Below are 15,374 nucleotides of genomic sequence, written 5' to 3'. Positions count from 1 at the left end.
GTCACTCCGCGGTTGGGTTAACGGCTGCCGGGACGTAAAAGTTCCGCCAGGGTATCGCCGAGCAGGCTGAAGCCCAGGCCGGTAATCACAATGGCAACGCCGGGGAATATCGTGATCCACCAGGCGGTATCCATGAAGTTTTTGCCCGAGGCGATCAACACTCCCCATTCCGCCGTGGGCGGCTGCGCCCCCAGCCCGAGATAGCCCAGGCTGGAGCCGAGCAATATCGCCAGCGCCATGTCGGTCATCCAGTACACAAGCGTAGTGGTGACCACGTTAGGCAATAAATGGCGGAAGATGATGCGCAGGTGGCTGTATCCCATAACCCTGCCGGCGGCGATATAATCCAGCCGTTTTTGCACGCTGACCTCGCCGGCAATCAGGCGGGCGTAAAATACCCAGTAGATGATGCCCACCGCGATATACATACTGTTCAGCCCCGGGCCCAGAATGGCCACGATGGCAATCACCAGCACCAGCAGCGGGAAGGTAATCACCGCGTCCACCACGCGCTGGAACAGGGTTTCCACGATACCGCCGTAAAAGCCCACCAGAAGTCCCATTAGGGTACCGAATATCATGGGAAACAGCGTGGTGAACAGGGCTATCTCCAGATCGATGCGCCAGGCATAAATCACCCGGCTAAACACATCACGGCCGAAATTATCGGTACCGAACAAATGCTGGGCGGAAGGGCCTTTGAGGATGGCCCGATAGTCGAACTGCAGCGGATCAAACGGCGCTATCCAACCGGGGAAAAACGAGGCCGCCAAACCGAAGGCCAAAATCAACAGGCTGAGCAGGGAAGGCCAGGGCAGGTGGTTACGCCATGTACGGGTCAAAGAGCGTCGCAGCGGCAGGGTTGTCATCTTGCCCTCCTGGGGTCGAGCATCACCTGAACGATATCGGTGGCTAAAAAGATCAGCGAAACCAGCACCGCCAGGACAATAACCAGTCCCTGAACCATGGGGTAGTCACGGCTGAAGATGCTGTCCACCATCAGCCGGCAGATACCCGGTACGGCAAAAACGGTTTCGGTAATCACCGCGCTGCCGATAATGGTGCCGATGTTAAGGGCAAACAGGGAAAGCATGGGAATAAGCGAGTTGCGCAAAACATGGCGTAGCAGGACAACGCGGTTGCTCAGCCCCTTGGCCCGGGCAAAGGTGACATATTCCGCATCCAGTACGGCGATGATGGATGCCCGCAGGCTGTTCATCAGTACTGCGGTGAGACTCAGGGCCAGGGTCATGGACGGCAGAAAAAGGTGCCACACTTTGTCAATGAACGTATCGCCATAGCCGCCCACCGGAAACAAATGCAGGTGGGCTGAAAAGAGGGTCAACAAGACCAGGCCGATATAGAAAGGCGGCATGGAAAGCGTGACCTGGAAGGAGCCGCGGATGGCCATGTCACCCGCGCTGTTGCGCCGCAGGGCGGAGTAAAAAGCCAGCGGGATGGCCATGAGCAGGGCAAAAAATCCCGCCATGGCGGTGAGCAGCAGCGTCACCGGCAGACGATCGACAAGCACGGTGGTGACCGGCGCATGCAAGGCGAACGAGTTACCCAGATTCCCCGTTGCCACCTGGCGGACAAACAGGAAAAACTGCACCGGCAAAGGCTTGTCGAGGCCCAGTTCGCTATTGATGCGCGCCACATCGGCATTGGTGCTGCGATCCCCTATCATGGCGCTGGCCGGGTCCCCCGGCAGCAGGCGGACGATGGTAAACGTCACCACCAGAATAACCAGCAGCGTCGGGATAATCAGCAGAATGCGTTTGAGAATGTAGGTCAGTTCAGGCACCCGGCCCTCCAGTGACTAGGTACAAAGCAGGCGGCCTTGCCGCCTTGCTGGGCATACCAGTAATCTTTCGCGTTGCAGCCGCGTTGGCTGCGCTATCTGCGATGGACGATGCCAAAAGTTATTTCTTGCTCAGCCAGGTGGCGGTGAAGATATTGTTCCCCAGGGGGATCTGCACAAAATCATGCACGCTCTTTTTCAGCGCCACCGGATAGGAGCTTTCATACAGCGGAACCGTCGGACCGGTGCTGTTGTAGATGTCCTGGATCTGCTTGTAATCCGCCGCCCGTTTAACCGGGTCCATCTCCTTTTGCGAGGCTTCAAACAGCTGGTCTACCTGGTCGTTTTTCCAGCCGGAATGCAGCGCATCGATATTCTTTGAATAGGCGAAGTAGGAGGCGATTTCATTGGGATCGGCAATATCGTCGGTCCAGGGGGACAGGCGCATGTTGAAATCCCCTTTACGGTAACGCTCGGTACGGGTGGCGTTATCCACCTGGCTGATGGTGACGGTAACGCCAATCTGCGACCACATTTGCTGCAGTGCGGTGGCGATGCTGATGTCGTCTTCGTTGCCGGCCAGGATCATCAGGCTGGTGCTAAAGCCTGACGGATAGCCCGCTTCCTTCATCAGGGTTTTGGCTTTCGCCACGTCCACCGGATAGAGGGGGGCCGTGCCGGAATTCAAGGGGGTGGAGGTGGACATAAAGGAGGTCATCGGCTTGCCGATGCCGTAGGTTACCAACTGGATCACGCCCTCTTTGTCGGTGGCGTAGTTCAGCGCCTGGCGTACCTTGGGCTGCGCCAGCGGGTTGGGTTTGCCGTCGATTTGCGGCCGCACGTTCATACTGGCGTATTCCACGCGGGTGGAAGGATACAGCACCATGTTCAGCGACGGCTGGCCCTTTAATTCATTGACCCGGGAGTAGGGAATGAATTCGGCGCCGTCCAGTTCGCCGGACTGCAGCTTCAGGATACGGGTCGCATCGTCAGGCACGATTTCAAATGTGATGTTGTCGAGATAAGGCAGCGCTTTGCCATCCTCGCCCTTGCGCCAATAATAGGGATTGCGCGTAAGCGTCATGGTGGAGTTATGCTGCCAGGCTTTCAGCACAAAGGGTCCGGAACCCACCGGATGCTCGGCGAAGGCGGTGGCTTTTTCGCGATCGGTGCTGCCCGGCGCGGCCTCGAAGGCTTTCTCCGGCATGATGGACGTGTTGAAGACCGTCAGGGCGGTGAGAATGGCCGGGTCGGGATGGGACAGGTTGATGACCACGGTCTGCGGATCCTTGATGGTGACACTATCGATTGCGCTGACCATAAACTGCCAAATTCCGTTACCGGGTTTGCTGGCGCGTTCAAGGGACCACTTCACGTCTTGGGCGGTAATCGGCGAGCCGTCTGAAAAACGGGTGCCGGGGCGCAGCGTCAGGGTCACGCTCTTGCCGTCGCCGGCCACTTGCCAGGCGGTGGCCAGGCCAGGCTCGACGCCTTTGCCGTCGCGGGTAGGCTCAAGCAACGTGTCGTACAGATTCGAAAGAATCCAGATGTCGTTATTGCTGTCGTTAAACACCGGCTCTAGAAACGTGCTGTCGGCATAGCGCCCGTAAACCAGCGTCCCGCCGCGTTGCACGGCGTCGGCGGCCTGGGCGGCCGAGAGGCCCAGAGCGCTTGCCGTCAGTAATGCTATCAGGGTTATTTTAGATAATGCCGTCATTGCCACGCCCCTTTGATCGTCGAAAAATGTGATCGTTACGCAGCATCAGGCTGCGGAATGATGGTGCTGTTGCCGATCTGTTCTAGTGTACTGGTACAATATTTGAGTCATCTGTCACACAATGTCAATAATCTGTCTTAAAAAAGCGAGATATTATTTTCCTATAGTGAGCTAAAACAGTTCTTTAACTCTCCTATAGGCAAATCCGGCTTGCATTTCAGTAAAAATCAATATTACTGTATTAGTGCGCTATTACACCTGAAGGCTCATTATGGATTTTCATTTGGATCGCAGTTCACCGCTTCCCCTCGGGGTACAGCTGCGCGGGCTGATTGAATATGCAATCACTTTCGGCGCGCTGAAAGCGGGCGAGAAACTGCCTTCCGTCCGGGTTATGGCGGAAATGGCCGGAGTGGCGCCCATGACGGTCGCGCAGGTTTACAGTGAATTGAAAGAAGCGGAGCTGGTATTCAGTAAGCCCGGCTCCGGCACATTTATCGCCGACGCCAAACAGTCGCTTCCCTCGGGTATGCCGGACAGCGGCCTGCTGTATCAGCGGATAGACGACCTGCTTGAGTGCGGCATCGGTATGGGTCATACCGTCCAGGAACTGGGGCAATTGGTCATCGGCCGGTTCAACGACCGGCAGCGGAATTTCAGTCAAAAACGCGTTTTTCTGGTGGGGAATTTCATTGCGTCCGCCCGTGACTATGCTGCGAGCGTTGCCGAAACGCTGGGAAACAGCGCATTAGTCGAAGCCACGACGGTCACCGACCTCAAGAGCGACGAACTCCTGCGGCGGCGGGCGGCGGCGGCGGATTTGCTGCTGACGTTTGCCCATCGCCGTCGCGAAGTCAGCCAGCTGTTGCCGGGTGCACGGGTGATGAATATCAATCTTATCCCCTCGGAGAATACGCGCCGCGCCCTGGCTTCCCTGGATCCGCTGACCCGCGTGCTGGTGGTGTCGATTTTTCCCGAGTTCACCGCCTTGATGAGCGAGGGGGTTAAGCGGTTTGCGCCCCATGTTGACCATATTACCGTGATCCAGCGTGACGATCCTTCCCTTGCGGCACAGTTGCCGCAGGCGGATACGGTGGTCTACGCCACCGGCGCCGAGGAGCTCGCCGCCGGGCTCAAGCCGGGCCAGCAGGCCTTTGAATATCGCCACGTTCCCGATACGGGGGATATACAGCGGGTGGTCCTGCCGCTCTTGCAACGTGATTTCGGCAATGCACTTGATAGTAAGGAATTCAATGAAAATTAGTGACATGAATTGGCAGCAGGTGGAAAGCTACCTGTCCACAGACGATCGCGCCATCGTACCGTTAGGCAGCACTGAACAGCATGCCTTTCTTAGCCTGTCGGTGGATTCCATCCTGGCGGAAAAGATCTCGACGGATGCCGCCGAAGCCTACGGTATACCCGTTTTTCCCGTTCTGCCCTTTGGCATGACGCCGGCGTTCAGCGATTATCCGGGCACCATCAGCCTGAGCATGCGTACCTATACCGCTCTGCTCTACGACATTCTCAACAGCCTCAAACGCCAGGGGTTCCGGCGCATCCTGCTGGTAAACGGCCACGGGGGCAATTCTCCGGCGCAGAACATCATCAGCGAATGGATGGTGCATAATCCGGAGGTGACGGTACAACTGCATAACTGGTGGAACGCTCCTTTGGCATGGGCCAAAGTCACCGCCATCGATCCCGTGGCGTCTCATGCCTCATGGATGGAAAATTTCCCCTGGACGCGGCTGGCCGGCGTGGCGCAGCCGGATAGCCAAAAGCCCATGGTGAACCTGGCTCAATTGCGCAAGATGAATCCGACCCAGGCCCGCAGTTATCTGGGGGACGGCAACTACGGTGGTTATTACCAGCGGCCGGACCATGAGATGCTGGCTATCTGGCAAACCGCCATTGATGAGCTGCGCCAGATTATCGAATCACTATAAACAAGCTCAAACAGCCCTTTTATGCCAGGAGGTCTCCAGTATGTCGGCACCGCTCTCTACCCTTTCAATAAATGAACATCAACAGGCGCCCTGGGTGATTTGGGGCGCCGGCGCCATCGGCGGCGCAATAGGCGCCGCCTTTGCCGATGCCGGCGAAAAGGTGATTTTTGTCGACAGCGTGGCTGAGCATGTGGCGGCGATTAATCGCGACGGGCTTCGCATTACAGGACCGTTGGGGGATCGATGCGTTCGCGCCCCGGCCTATCTGCCCGAAGAGATGTCGCGGCAATTTCCCGGCAAGCTGGGCGCCGTTTTGCTGGCGGTAAAATCCCATCATACCCGCGGCGCCATGGAAACCATCGCGCCGTTATTAACGTCCCAGGGTTATGTCGTTTCTTTGCAAAACGGTCTTAATGAGACGGTGATAGCCGAATTTATCGGCAAACAGCGCACCGTCGGCGCTTTTCTCAATTTTGGCGCGGATTTTCTTGAGCCCGGGGTAATTCACCTTGGCGGCCGCGGGGCGGTGGTGATCGGGGAACTGGATGGGGTGACGTTGCCGCGCACGGAAACGTTATTCCGGCTGCTGCAAAAATTCGAACCCAATGCCGTCCTTACCGCGAATATCTGGGGCTATCTCTGGTCGAAAATAATCTACGGCGCGCTGCTGTTTGCCACCGCGCTTACCGACGACAGTATTGCCGATGTGCTGGCCATGGAGGAATACCGGCCGGTACTCACCGCGCTCGCCAGGGAAATTGGCGCCGTGGCCGCCGCCAAAGGCATAGTCCTGCTGCCCTTCGACGGTTTTGACCCGTTGGCTTTTATGCCTGATGCAACCCCTGAAACAACCGCCCGATCCTTTAACGACATGGTGGCCCATAACCGCCGCTCGGCAAAATCCCATTCCGGCATCTGGCGCGACCTGGCGGTACGGAAACGGCAAACGGAAGTCGATGCGCAAATCGCGCCGGTTATCCCCATCGGCGCCGGGTGCGGCATTGAGATGCCGTTAACCGCCCGGCTGGTGGAACTGATTCATCGCATAGAAAAAGGTGAATTGCCGCAAACGCAGGCCACGCTTGCACTGCTGGGAGAAAAACGCGATGCCTGATACCTTTGATTTTTCCGCTCGCCGCGTGGTGGTCACCGGCGCGGCGCAAGGTTTCGGCCGCGCCATATGCCAGGCATTCACCAGCCGGGGCGCGACGGTTTTCGCCTGTGACATCCAGTCCGGCGGGGTTGAAGAGACCGCCCGGCTGTGCGGCCCCTCCTGCCATGCCTTTACCCTGAATGTAGCTGATAGCCAAAGCGTTACGGCGCTGTTTGACGAACTGATTGAAAAACACGGCCCCGTGGATACCCTGGTGAATAATGCCGGCGGCGTGGCGGGACAAACCGGCCTGCCCATTGAGCAGGTTACGCTGGCGCAATGGCAGGCGATAGTGGACGTTAACCTTACCGGCGCCTTTCTGATGTCACAGGCCGCCGCGCCCGCCATGAAGCAGCAAAAATTCGGCCGTATCGTCAATATCTCCAGCCGTGCCGGGCTGGATGTCAGCCTTACCGGCATCCAGGCCTATGCCGGCGCCAAAGCGGGGCAGATTGGCCTGACGCGTCAGTTGGCCCATGAGCTGGGTCCGTGGAATATCACCGTTAATAATGTTGCCCCGGGTTTTATCCGCAGTAATCCCTCCACTGAGAAACAGTGGCAGGCCATGGGTAAAGAGGGCCAGGCGCAGCTCATTGATCGCATTGCCCTAAAGCGGCTCGGCGCACCGGAGGACATTGCGCATGCGGTGCTGTTTTTCGCCTCTCCTTGGGCAAACTGGGTGACCGGTCAGGTGTTGAGCGTGGATGGGGGGAGATAAGGCCCTGTGCGCAGCATAGGCTGTGTTAGTCAAAAACAACCATATCCGGCTGCTGGATATTGCCTTGCTGATGGGTCTGGCGCAGCTCGGTAAAGCGCAGGCGGAGTGTCTGATACGCTATTTGACGCAGGAGGCCGATCTCCTTGACTGGGAGGCTTTGTTACGTATTCTTATCGAAAATACACCACGTTACAGGGAAGATATGATGACTGTCGCAGAACATCTAAAACAGATGGGACGCTAGATTGGTCTGCAAGAAGGACTGAACCGAGGAATAAATGAGGGACGCAGCCAGCAAGCGAGAGAGATCGCCCGTAATTTGCTGGCTATGGGCCTGGACCGCGATGCGATTGAACGCGCTACCGGAATGGATAATCATGAGCTCGATAGCCTTGTGAATTCACTGGCGTAAAATAAACCCTGGCTGCGGTTTTCACTACCAGAGAGAAAATACGCTGCGCTTCGATAAGCGATAAATGACGTTCACCGGGATGGATGAGACGGTACGGCGATCCCTGTAAACATTGCCGATTGCTGATGATACCTTGCCAAACCGGGTCATAAAAAAGCCCTATGGCCCGTCCGCTGTGTTGCCGATTAACTGTGATATAACTCTCGTACATGGCAATGGCGCTGTGTTAGCTTTAATTAATCCTCATATAGGACTAAACAATTGCTCTATGTATGGTCATACAGTTAAGTCAGAACCAATTGGTCCTAACTTAGGATGTATGTGAATACCAGGCGCAGACAAATTGCCCGTCCCCCATGGGGCGGCGAGAATCGCGATTAACTACCGGAGCGTAAAATGAACGGGATAGACTATGTGGTCATGGCGCTGTATGCCCTGATGATTGTGATCATTACCCTGTGGGCGATGCGTAAGGTGGGCAGCACCAAGGATTTTTTTGCCGCCGGCGGTAAAATGCCATGGTGGCTGTCGGGCATTTCACATCATATGTCGGGCTACAGCGCCGCGGTGTTCGTGGCCTATGCCGGCGTTGCCTACAGTTACGGCATCACGATCTATTTCTGGTGGGCGCTGCCCATCTCCATCGCGGTATTTCTCGGCTCGTTTATCTTTGCGCCGCGCTGGGCGCGGCTGCGTATCCATATGCATATTGAATCGCCGATGGAGTATCTCGCCACTCGCTATAACGTCCCGACCCAGCAATTACTGGCCTGGAGCGGCGTATTGCTGAAGACCTTCGATGTCGGGGCCAAGTGGGCGGCCATCGCCATTATCATCAACGTTTTCACCGGCCTGGATACCGTTTACGGCATCGCTATCTCCGGTATATTGTGCCTGTTTTACACCGTGATGGGCGGTCTATGGGCGGATGCCTGTAACGACTTCGGCCAGTTTGTGGTGCAATTTATCGCGGCCATTGTGATGGTGGCCGCGGTTGCCGCCCATCTGGGGGGCCTGCATGGATTGCTCACCGTGTGGGACCGGCTGCCTCCAGCCCACACGCAGATCATTCGCGAGCCCTATACGCTGGGCTTTATGCTGGCCTATTTCGTGATTTACACCCTCAGCTATAACGGCGGCACCTGGAACCTGGCGCAGCGCTTTATCGCTTCGCCGCGCGGCAGGGATGCCCATAAAGCCGCGCTGCTGTCGGCGGTGTTGTACCTGGTGTGGCCGCTGGTGCTGTTTTATCCCATGTGGGCCGCGCCGGTGCTGTTCCCCGGCATCGCCGATCCGTCCCAGTCTTATTCGGTCATGGCGATGCACTTATTGCCCAACGGCCTGATTGGCCTGGTGCTGGTGGCCATGTTTGCCCATACCCTGTCCATGACTTCCTCCGACTCCAATGCCATTACCGCCGTGGTCACGCGGGATATCCTGCCGGTGCTGTTTCCGCGGCGCTTTGGCAACGGCCAGTCCTCGCTGGTGGTGGCCCGGGTGACGGTGGTGGCCTTTATCGTCACCACGCTGCTGATTGCGGTTAACGCCGGCCGGTTCGGCGGCGTGCTGACCTTGTTGATTATCTGGTTCGGCGGGCTGGTGGGACCTATCTCCATTCCTATGCTGCTGGGCCTGCTGCCCTGGTTCAGAAAATGCGGCCCCCTTGCCGCCATCGGATCCTGGGCCGTGGGGATCGTAGCGTTCTTCGTGGTGAAATTTGCGATTCCGGGCATGAGCACGACGGAAGTCGTTGCCATTCCCGTACTCTCGTCGTTAATCGTCTATGCGCTGGCCGGCCTGTGCCGGCGAAGCCCGGTCAGCCCGCAGGTGGATACTCTGCTGGCCGCGCTGAATCAGGATCAGGCGGCGTTATCCGCCGGCCGTCCTGCCGTTGCCCTGCGCAAGTCATAAACAGATTCAGCTAAAGGAGTTTTATATGTCATTGCCACTGTTGGCCGGCCGGTATGAACAGCTTGCCGTCGAGGTATTTGCCGACCGCATAGCCTTGGGTAACTCGGCCGGCGCGGCTGCGGCCGACGCGTTGCGCCAATGCCTGGCCAGGCAGGCGAACGTGCGGATTATTTTCGCCGCCGCGCCGTCGCAGAATGAATTCCTGGCGGCCCTGGGGACAGCCGAGGGCATTGACTGGTCGCGGGTGACGGCGTTTCATATGGATGAATATATCGGCCTGCCGCCGGATTCGGAGCAGCGTTTTAGCCACTACCTCAATAGCCATTTGTTCGAGGTTGTCCATCCGGGCACCGTACACCTGATCCCGGCCTGGGAGGATGCGGACCGGATCTGCCGCCATTACGCCGATCTGATCCGGCAGGCGCCCATTGATATGGTCTGCCTGGGCATCGGGGAGAACGGACACCTGGCCTTTAACGATCCGCCGGTGGCGGACTTCCGGGATCCTGCCGTGATGAAAACGGTAGCGCTGGATCCGGTGTGCCGCCAGCAGCAGGTGAACGACGGCTGCTTCGCCACCCTGGACGCGGTGCCCACCCATGCGGTGACCCTGACCGTTCCCACCTTGATGGCCGCCGGGCGGCTGTTTTGCATGGTGCCGGGAGCACAAAAGCGGGCGGCGATAACGGCCATGCTGCGAGAGCCGGTTTCCACCGGCTGTCCGGCCACCATCCTGCGTACCCATGCCCACTGCCGGCTGTTTACCGACCGGGATGCCTTTGGAGAAAATCCCCATGGATAAGGTTTGCCTGCGGGGCAGGGATTATCGGGATTTGGCCGCGGTGGAGATCCATGCGGAGCACGGCGTGATCTGCCAAATCAGGCCGCTGCCTCAGGATGACGCGCTGCCGATTATTGCGCCGGGGTTGGTGGATTTGCAGATAAACGGCTTCGCGGGGGTGGATTTCAATCATTACCCTATCAATGAGGAATCGGTGTTGGCGGTGACCCGGCGTCTATGGCAGGAGGGCGTAACAACATTTCTGCCCACGGTTATCACCAATAACGATGATGACACCGAGCAGATGGTCCGGGGGATAGCCAACGCCCGCCGCCGGTTTGCCGCGGTCGGTTACGGCGTGGCCGGCATACATCTGGAGGGCCCCTTTATCTCCGCCGAAGACGGACCGCGCGGCGCCCATGACCGGACTTTGGTCAAGGCGCCGGATTGGTCCTTGTTTCAGCGCTGGCAGAAGGCGGCGAGGGGAGATATCCGCTTGCTGACCCTGGCGCCGGAGTGGCCCGGCAGCGCGGCGTTTATCCGGAACTGCGTGCAGGAGGGCGTGACGGTCTCCCTCGGCCATACCGGCGCTGATGCCGCTCAAATTGCCGTGGCGGTGGAGGCGGGCGCATCGATGTCAACCCATCTTGGCAATGGGGCGCACCTGTTGCTGCCCAGACATCCCAATTACATTTGGGAACAGTTGGCGCAGGATAAATTATGGTGCGCCATGATTGGCGACGGCGAGCATTTGCCAATGTCGGTGCTGAAAGTATTTATGCGTGTGAAGCGACAGCGGGCCTTTTTGGTGAGCGATACCACCAGCCTGGCCGGGATGCCTCCCGGACGCTATCAATTGCACATTGGCGGCGATGTGGTCCTGAGCGAGCAGGGCCGTCTGTCGCTGGCCGATAATCCCGGCTTGCTGGCGGGGTCGGCGCGTTCGCTGCTGTACGGTGTCAATGCCCTGATAACAGCGGGTATGGCCAGCCGGCATGAGGCGTGGGATATGGCATCGGTACGTCCCGCGGCCATGCTTGATTTACCGGCGAAGGGGGGCTTGGCGGTGGGCTCCCCGCTGGATGCGGCGCTGCTTGGCGAAAACGGTACAGGGGAGTTGAAGGTGTTATCCACCTATGCGCAGGGCGAGTGCGTTTGGCGGGAGCAATAGTGTTTACCCTGACCGGGTTATGCCATAATGCCGGCTTATTTCCCGCCGATTGCCAGGGTAAACCAACAATGAAAGAGCCAGGAAAGGGCCCCGCGCTGCTGCGTCAATATAATGAAATGCATGTGCTGTCTTATTTACGCCAACAGCGGATCAGTTCACGTCTTGATATTGCCCGCGCGCTTTCATTAAGTAAAAATACCATTTCCCTTATCATCGACGATTTTATCGCCGCGGGTTTGGTTGCTGAAATCGGCGTTGCCCAGTCCAGCTCCAGCGGCCGCCCCAAAATTCATATCGCCCTTAGGCCGGAAAAAATGAAATCCGCCGGAATTATGGTGGAGCGTCAGCATCTGCACTGGGCGGTATATGATTATTTTTCCGAGCTGTTGGAGCAAAAGACATCGGTTATTGATACCGCCGACGCCGACAGCGTGGTAGGGGAAATTGCCCGCCTCTGCGCTTGGATGCACCGTCGTTATCCTGAGCTTATCGGTATCGGCGTCGGCTTTCCCGGTATTATCGATCCGCAGAACGGCTATATGCATGTCTCATCCCATCTGGGCTGGCAGCAGGTGGACATCTTGGCGGCGCTACGCCGCAGCGTGCCTTTGCCGGTGGGGGTAATGAATATCGTCAAGGCGGCGGCGCTGGTCTCGCGCCAGCATGGAACCACCGCTCCCGCCGATGAACCCGCTTTTTACCTGCGGATTGCCGAAGGTATCGGCGGCACGTTGATTACCCGGCACGGCGTTTATTACGGCGGCAGTTGGACCGCCGGTGAAGTGGGCCACCTTAACGTGGCATCCGACGGCCCTGTCTGTACCTGCGGGCAGCGGGGTTGCCTGGAATCGCTCATTGGATTATCCGCCATCAACGCGCAGCTAAGCCAGCTACAGCCGGGCTTGCGGTGGGCCGATCGAACGCAGGCTCCGGCGCTGGTGGATAAAGCGATCGCCCGGGCAGGAGAGTTGCTGGGCAATGCCCTTAGCCAGATCATTCATCTGGTGAACCCCAAGACCTTGCTTATCGATTGCGTCTACAACGTGTCGCCGCTCTTTACCGAACGGGTATTAACCGTGGCGCGGCATCGTACCCTCCCTTTTGCCTATGGCCATACCCATATCCGCTTCCTGCCTGATAGCTACGACCCGGCACAGGGATTGGCCCTGGCGATGATACTGCGTCATGAACACATTGAACTCTAGCCATTGTCCGCGGCTGCCGGCAAAGGATGCCCGAATGGTATAGCAGCGCTATGGTCCAGATTAAATGGTTCCTTAACCTCTACCTTTAATTGACAAAAAAATGGGCCAGGGTAGGCCCAAAAATGAAGACATGCAGACTTATTTTTATGTGACGAAGATTAGATAATCGCTGCAAGCAATGCAAATTGAAAACATGTGCTTGGAATCGTCTTCGCAAAAATTTACTTTCCCCTTAACTTTATGAGTTACGTTAATTTTCCGTTTGGTTCCTTCATGAACGTTCCACGTCCCCCTATACTGGGCTAATCCAATAAGCGTCGAGTTCTCTCACTATGGCCATACAACCTTTTACGTTACGGATTGCGCAATCCGAGTTAAGCGATTTGAAATTACGCCTGGCAGCCACCCGATGGATTGAGTCCATAGACGACGACAGCTGGCGTGAGGGAACCTCGTTGAATTTTATGCGGCATCTTGTTGACTACTGGCGGGACAGGTTTGACTGGCGGGCGCAGGAAGCCCGGCTTAATGCTTTTCCCCATTTTATCGCCGGGGTTGACGGTCAGCGGATCCATTTTATCCATCAGCGCGGCAAAGGGCCTTCTCCCATGCCGCTGATCCTGACTCACGGCTGGCCCGGTTCCTTTGTGGAGATGCTTGATATTATCCCCTACCTGACGGATCCGGCCCGTTTCGGCGGCAGTGAATCCGATGCTTTCGATGTTATAGTGCCTTCATTGCCCGGTTATGGTTTCTCGTCCGCGCCGACGGTACCCGGCGTGGGCGCCGGCCAAACCGCGCACCTATGGGCCGCCTTGATGGGGAAGCTGGGTTACGGCAGGTTCGCCCTGCAGGGCGGCGATTTGGGGGCGGGAGTATCAAGCTGGCTGGCAAGGCTTTATCCGGCCAGAGTGATTGGCCTGCATCTGAATTTTATTCCGGGCTCGTATCGACCTTATATAGATGACAAGCAGCCGCTAACCGAGGAAGAACAGGATTTTGCAGGCCAAAGCGCCGCATGGGCCAATGAGCAAGGGGCTTACGGGCATGTGCAGGGTACGCGTCCGCAAAGCCTGGCGTTTGCCCTTAACGATTCGCCGGTGGGGCTTGCCGCATGGATCGCGGAAAAATTCCGGGCCTGGAGCGACTGTGACGGAGATCTGGAAAAGGCCATATCGCTGGATGTTCTGTTAACCAATATTTCCCTTTACTGGTTTACCCGCACCATCGGCTCCTCCTTCCGTATGTATGTCGAGGGGCGCCGGAATCCTCTGCTGTTATCTGCCGGTGAACGCATCAGTCCGCCGCTGGCGGTGGCGCATTTTCCCAAAGAGCTCCCAATGCCGCCGCAAAGCTGGGTGCGCAGGGGCTACAATCTGCAGCGCTGGAGCAGCATGTCTCACGGCGGCCATTTTGCCGCGTTGGAATGCCCGCAAGAGCTGGCGGCTGACATACAGCGTTTTTTTAATACATTGCGCTGACGCTATCCCGCCGGCGCCGTGGTATCCCGGATATTCAGCGTGGTCGGCAGGATAATGGTGCGCACCGGGGCATCGGGACGGGCCATGCGCGCCAGCAATGCGTTGCCCGCCGAACGGCCGAGTTCTCTTTTGGGCTGATCAACGGTGGTCAGCCCCTGCGCCGGCAGGGGATAGCGGCCGCTGAAGCGCATCTTGAAGGCGTCGTCAAAACCGGTCACCGACATATCTTCCGGAACCTGCAGACCGTGCTCATGTAAAAAGGAGATAACTTCCAGCGCGACAAAATCGTTAGCCGCCAGTATGGCTGTGGGGCGCGGGGTACAGGCTAATAAAGCTTCGGCGGCGCGGCGCCCGCTTTCAGCCTGGTAGTTCCCTTCAACCAGATACCCCGGCGGAATACTACAGCCGAGCCGCGCCATTTCCGCGGTAAAGCTGTCCCGACGCTCGCGGGCGGTGGAGGATTGCGCCGGGCCGGTGATATAGGCGATGCGGCGGTGTCCCAGGCCATAAAGATGTTCCAGCAGTTGCCTGACCGCCATGGCGTTATCCGGACCGACATAATCACCGGCGTGTCGCGCCGGCCGGCGATTGACGAGCACATAGGGCGGTCCGTTCTCCAACAGCGCTTGCGACTCATCGCTGACCGTCTGCGACACCAGAATGATACCGTCCACCTGACGATCGAGCAGCGACCGGATAATCGCCAGCTGCTTGCGGGCATCTTCATCAGTATTGCAAAGAAAAATCGTGTAATCCCCGGCGGAAACCACTTCATCAACACCCTTGACAATTTCCGGAAATATCGGATTGGTGATATCGGCAATCAGCACGCCTATGGAGGATGTTCTTTGGGTCCTCAGGGCCCGCGCGATGGTAGAGGCCCGGTAACCCATCCTGGCGGCGGCCTGGTGGATCAGGGCCTTGCGTTCCGGATTGACATACCCCTTGCCCGACAGCGCGCGGGCGACCGTGGCGCGGGAGAGGCCGCATTCACGGGCGATATCCGTCATGGTGGGACGCTTTATCGTCGTATTGTCCCGTGGTTGGCTCATTGCGTTGTTTCCCGGCCTGTTTC

Annotated in this window: 14 protein-coding genes; 10 read left to right on the top strand and 4 right to left on the bottom strand. The window is 57.8% G+C overall.

The features are described 5' to 3' along the window. Positions 1-17: 17 nt before the first annotated feature. From ACL2XO_RS21040 to ACL2XO_RS21030, 3 genes are all read right to left on the bottom strand, one after another. Positions 18-869, bottom strand: coding sequence for an ABC transporter permease (locus ACL2XO_RS21040; protein WP_413725314.1), 852 nt, complete (start codon positions 867-869; stop codon positions 18-20). After that, positions 866-1,804, bottom strand: a complete 939-nt coding sequence (locus ACL2XO_RS21035) for an ABC transporter permease (protein ID WP_413725313.1) — start codon at positions 1,802-1,804, stop codon at positions 866-868. The genes ACL2XO_RS21040 and ACL2XO_RS21035 overlap by 4 nt, the downstream gene beginning before the upstream one ends. Positions 1,805-1,922: 118 nt before the next feature. After that, the gene (locus tag ACL2XO_RS21030; protein ID WP_413741441.1) at positions 1,923-3,518 is read right to left on the bottom strand and encodes an ABC transporter substrate-binding protein; all 1,596 of its coding nucleotides are present in this window, start codon (positions 3,516-3,518) and stop codon (positions 1,923-1,925) included. Positions 3,519-3,789: 271 nt separating this feature from the next. Here ACL2XO_RS21030 and ACL2XO_RS21025 point away from each other — a divergent pair, with 271 nt between their 5' ends. The 10 genes from ACL2XO_RS21025 (at position 3,790) to ACL2XO_RS20980 (ending at position 14,299) form a co-directional block, all read left to right on the top strand. Further along, entirely contained in the window at positions 3,790-4,782 is a 993-nt protein-coding gene (locus ACL2XO_RS21025) for a GntR family transcriptional regulator (protein WP_413725311.1), read from the top strand. Beyond that, a complete protein-coding gene (locus ACL2XO_RS21020) occupies positions 4,772-5,467 on the top strand; it encodes a creatininase family protein (RefSeq protein ID WP_413725310.1) in 696 nt (231 codons plus the stop codon). The genes ACL2XO_RS21025 and ACL2XO_RS21020 overlap by 11 nt, the downstream gene beginning before the upstream one ends. Before the next feature lie 40 nt (positions 5,468-5,507). Further along, complete coding sequence (locus ACL2XO_RS21015) at positions 5,508-6,581, top strand: ketopantoate reductase family protein (RefSeq protein ID WP_413725309.1); 1,074 nt, start codon at positions 5,508-5,510, stop codon at positions 6,579-6,581. Beyond that, positions 6,574-7,338 (top strand): SDR family NAD(P)-dependent oxidoreductase, encoded by a 765-nt coding sequence (locus tag ACL2XO_RS21010; protein WP_413725308.1) that lies wholly within the window; start codon positions 6,574-6,576, stop codon positions 7,336-7,338. The genes ACL2XO_RS21015 and ACL2XO_RS21010 overlap by 8 nt, the downstream gene beginning before the upstream one ends. A 22-nt stretch (positions 7,339-7,360) precedes the next feature. Next, positions 7,361-7,582: a hypothetical protein gene (locus tag ACL2XO_RS21005; RefSeq protein WP_413725306.1), complete on the top strand. Its 222-nt coding sequence runs from the start codon at positions 7,361-7,363 to the stop codon at positions 7,580-7,582. Positions 7,583-8,146: 564 nt separating this feature from the next. Beyond that, the gene (locus ACL2XO_RS21000; RefSeq protein WP_132926446.1) at positions 8,147-9,661 is read left to right on the top strand and encodes a sodium:solute symporter family protein; all 1,515 of its coding nucleotides are present in this window, start codon (positions 8,147-8,149) and stop codon (positions 9,659-9,661) included. A gap of 25 nt (positions 9,662-9,686) precedes the next feature. Further along, positions 9,687-10,463 carry a 6-phosphogluconolactonase gene (locus ACL2XO_RS20995; RefSeq protein WP_413741440.1) on the top strand — a complete coding sequence of 259 codons (777 nt, stop codon included), beginning with the start codon at positions 9,687-9,689 and terminating at the stop codon, positions 10,461-10,463. Then, positions 10,456-11,613: an N-acetylglucosamine-6-phosphate deacetylase gene (locus tag ACL2XO_RS20990; protein ID WP_203524697.1), complete on the top strand. Its 1,158-nt coding sequence runs from the start codon at positions 10,456-10,458 to the stop codon at positions 11,611-11,613. The genes ACL2XO_RS20995 and ACL2XO_RS20990 overlap by 8 nt, the downstream gene beginning before the upstream one ends. Before the next feature lie 68 nt (positions 11,614-11,681). Beyond that, entirely contained in the window at positions 11,682-12,818 is a 1,137-nt protein-coding gene (locus tag ACL2XO_RS20985; RefSeq protein WP_413741439.1) for an ROK family protein, read from the top strand. A 332-nt stretch (positions 12,819-13,150) separates the two neighbouring features. After that, the gene (locus ACL2XO_RS20980) at positions 13,151-14,299 is read left to right on the top strand and encodes an epoxide hydrolase family protein (RefSeq protein ID WP_413741438.1); all 1,149 of its coding nucleotides are present in this window, start codon (positions 13,151-13,153) and stop codon (positions 14,297-14,299) included. 2 nt (positions 14,300-14,301) lie between these two features. Here ACL2XO_RS20980 and ACL2XO_RS20975 read toward each other — a convergent pair whose 3' ends face one another. Beyond that, a complete protein-coding gene (locus ACL2XO_RS20975; protein ID WP_413741437.1) occupies positions 14,302-15,351 on the bottom strand; it encodes a LacI family DNA-binding transcriptional regulator in 1,050 nt (349 codons plus the stop codon). Between the last annotated feature and the right edge of the window lie 23 nt (positions 15,352-15,374).

This window comes from Sodalis sp. RH15, from assembly GCF_047324255.1.
Classification (GTDB): domain Bacteria; phylum Pseudomonadota; class Gammaproteobacteria; order Enterobacterales; family Enterobacteriaceae; genus Acerihabitans; species Acerihabitans ligni.
Note: the sequence above shows the minus strand (reverse complement) of the source record. Positions and strands in the feature narration are given on the sequence as shown.

Coding starts and splice junctions, on each gene's coding strand:
- ACL2XO_RS21040 (WP_413725314.1), bottom strand. CDS start 869: ATGACAACCCTGCCGCTGCGACGCTCTTTGACCCGTACATGGCGTAAC.
- ACL2XO_RS21030 (WP_413741441.1), bottom strand. CDS start 3,518: ATGACGGCATTATCTAAAATAACCCTGATAGCATTACTGACGGCAAGC.
- ACL2XO_RS21025 (WP_413725311.1), top strand. CDS start 3,790: ATGGATTTTCATTTGGATCGCAGTTCACCGCTTCCCCTCGGGGTACAG.
- ACL2XO_RS21020 (WP_413725310.1), top strand. CDS start 4,772: ATGAAAATTAGTGACATGAATTGGCAGCAGGTGGAAAGCTACCTGTCC.
- ACL2XO_RS21015 (WP_413725309.1), top strand. CDS start 5,508: ATGTCGGCACCGCTCTCTACCCTTTCAATAAATGAACATCAACAGGCG.
- ACL2XO_RS21010 (WP_413725308.1), top strand. CDS start 6,574: ATGCCTGATACCTTTGATTTTTCCGCTCGCCGCGTGGTGGTCACCGGC.
- ACL2XO_RS21000 (WP_132926446.1), top strand. CDS start 8,147: ATGAACGGGATAGACTATGTGGTCATGGCGCTGTATGCCCTGATGATT.
- ACL2XO_RS20995 (WP_413741440.1), top strand. CDS start 9,687: ATGTCATTGCCACTGTTGGCCGGCCGGTATGAACAGCTTGCCGTCGAG.
- ACL2XO_RS20990 (WP_203524697.1), top strand. CDS start 10,456: ATGGATAAGGTTTGCCTGCGGGGCAGGGATTATCGGGATTTGGCCGCG.
- ACL2XO_RS20985 (WP_413741439.1), top strand. CDS start 11,682: ATGAAAGAGCCAGGAAAGGGCCCCGCGCTGCTGCGTCAATATAATGAA.
- ACL2XO_RS20980 (WP_413741438.1), top strand. CDS start 13,151: ATGGCCATACAACCTTTTACGTTACGGATTGCGCAATCCGAGTTAAGC.
- ACL2XO_RS20975 (WP_413741437.1), bottom strand. CDS start 15,351: ATGAGCCAACCACGGGACAATACGACGATAAAGCGTCCCACCATGACG.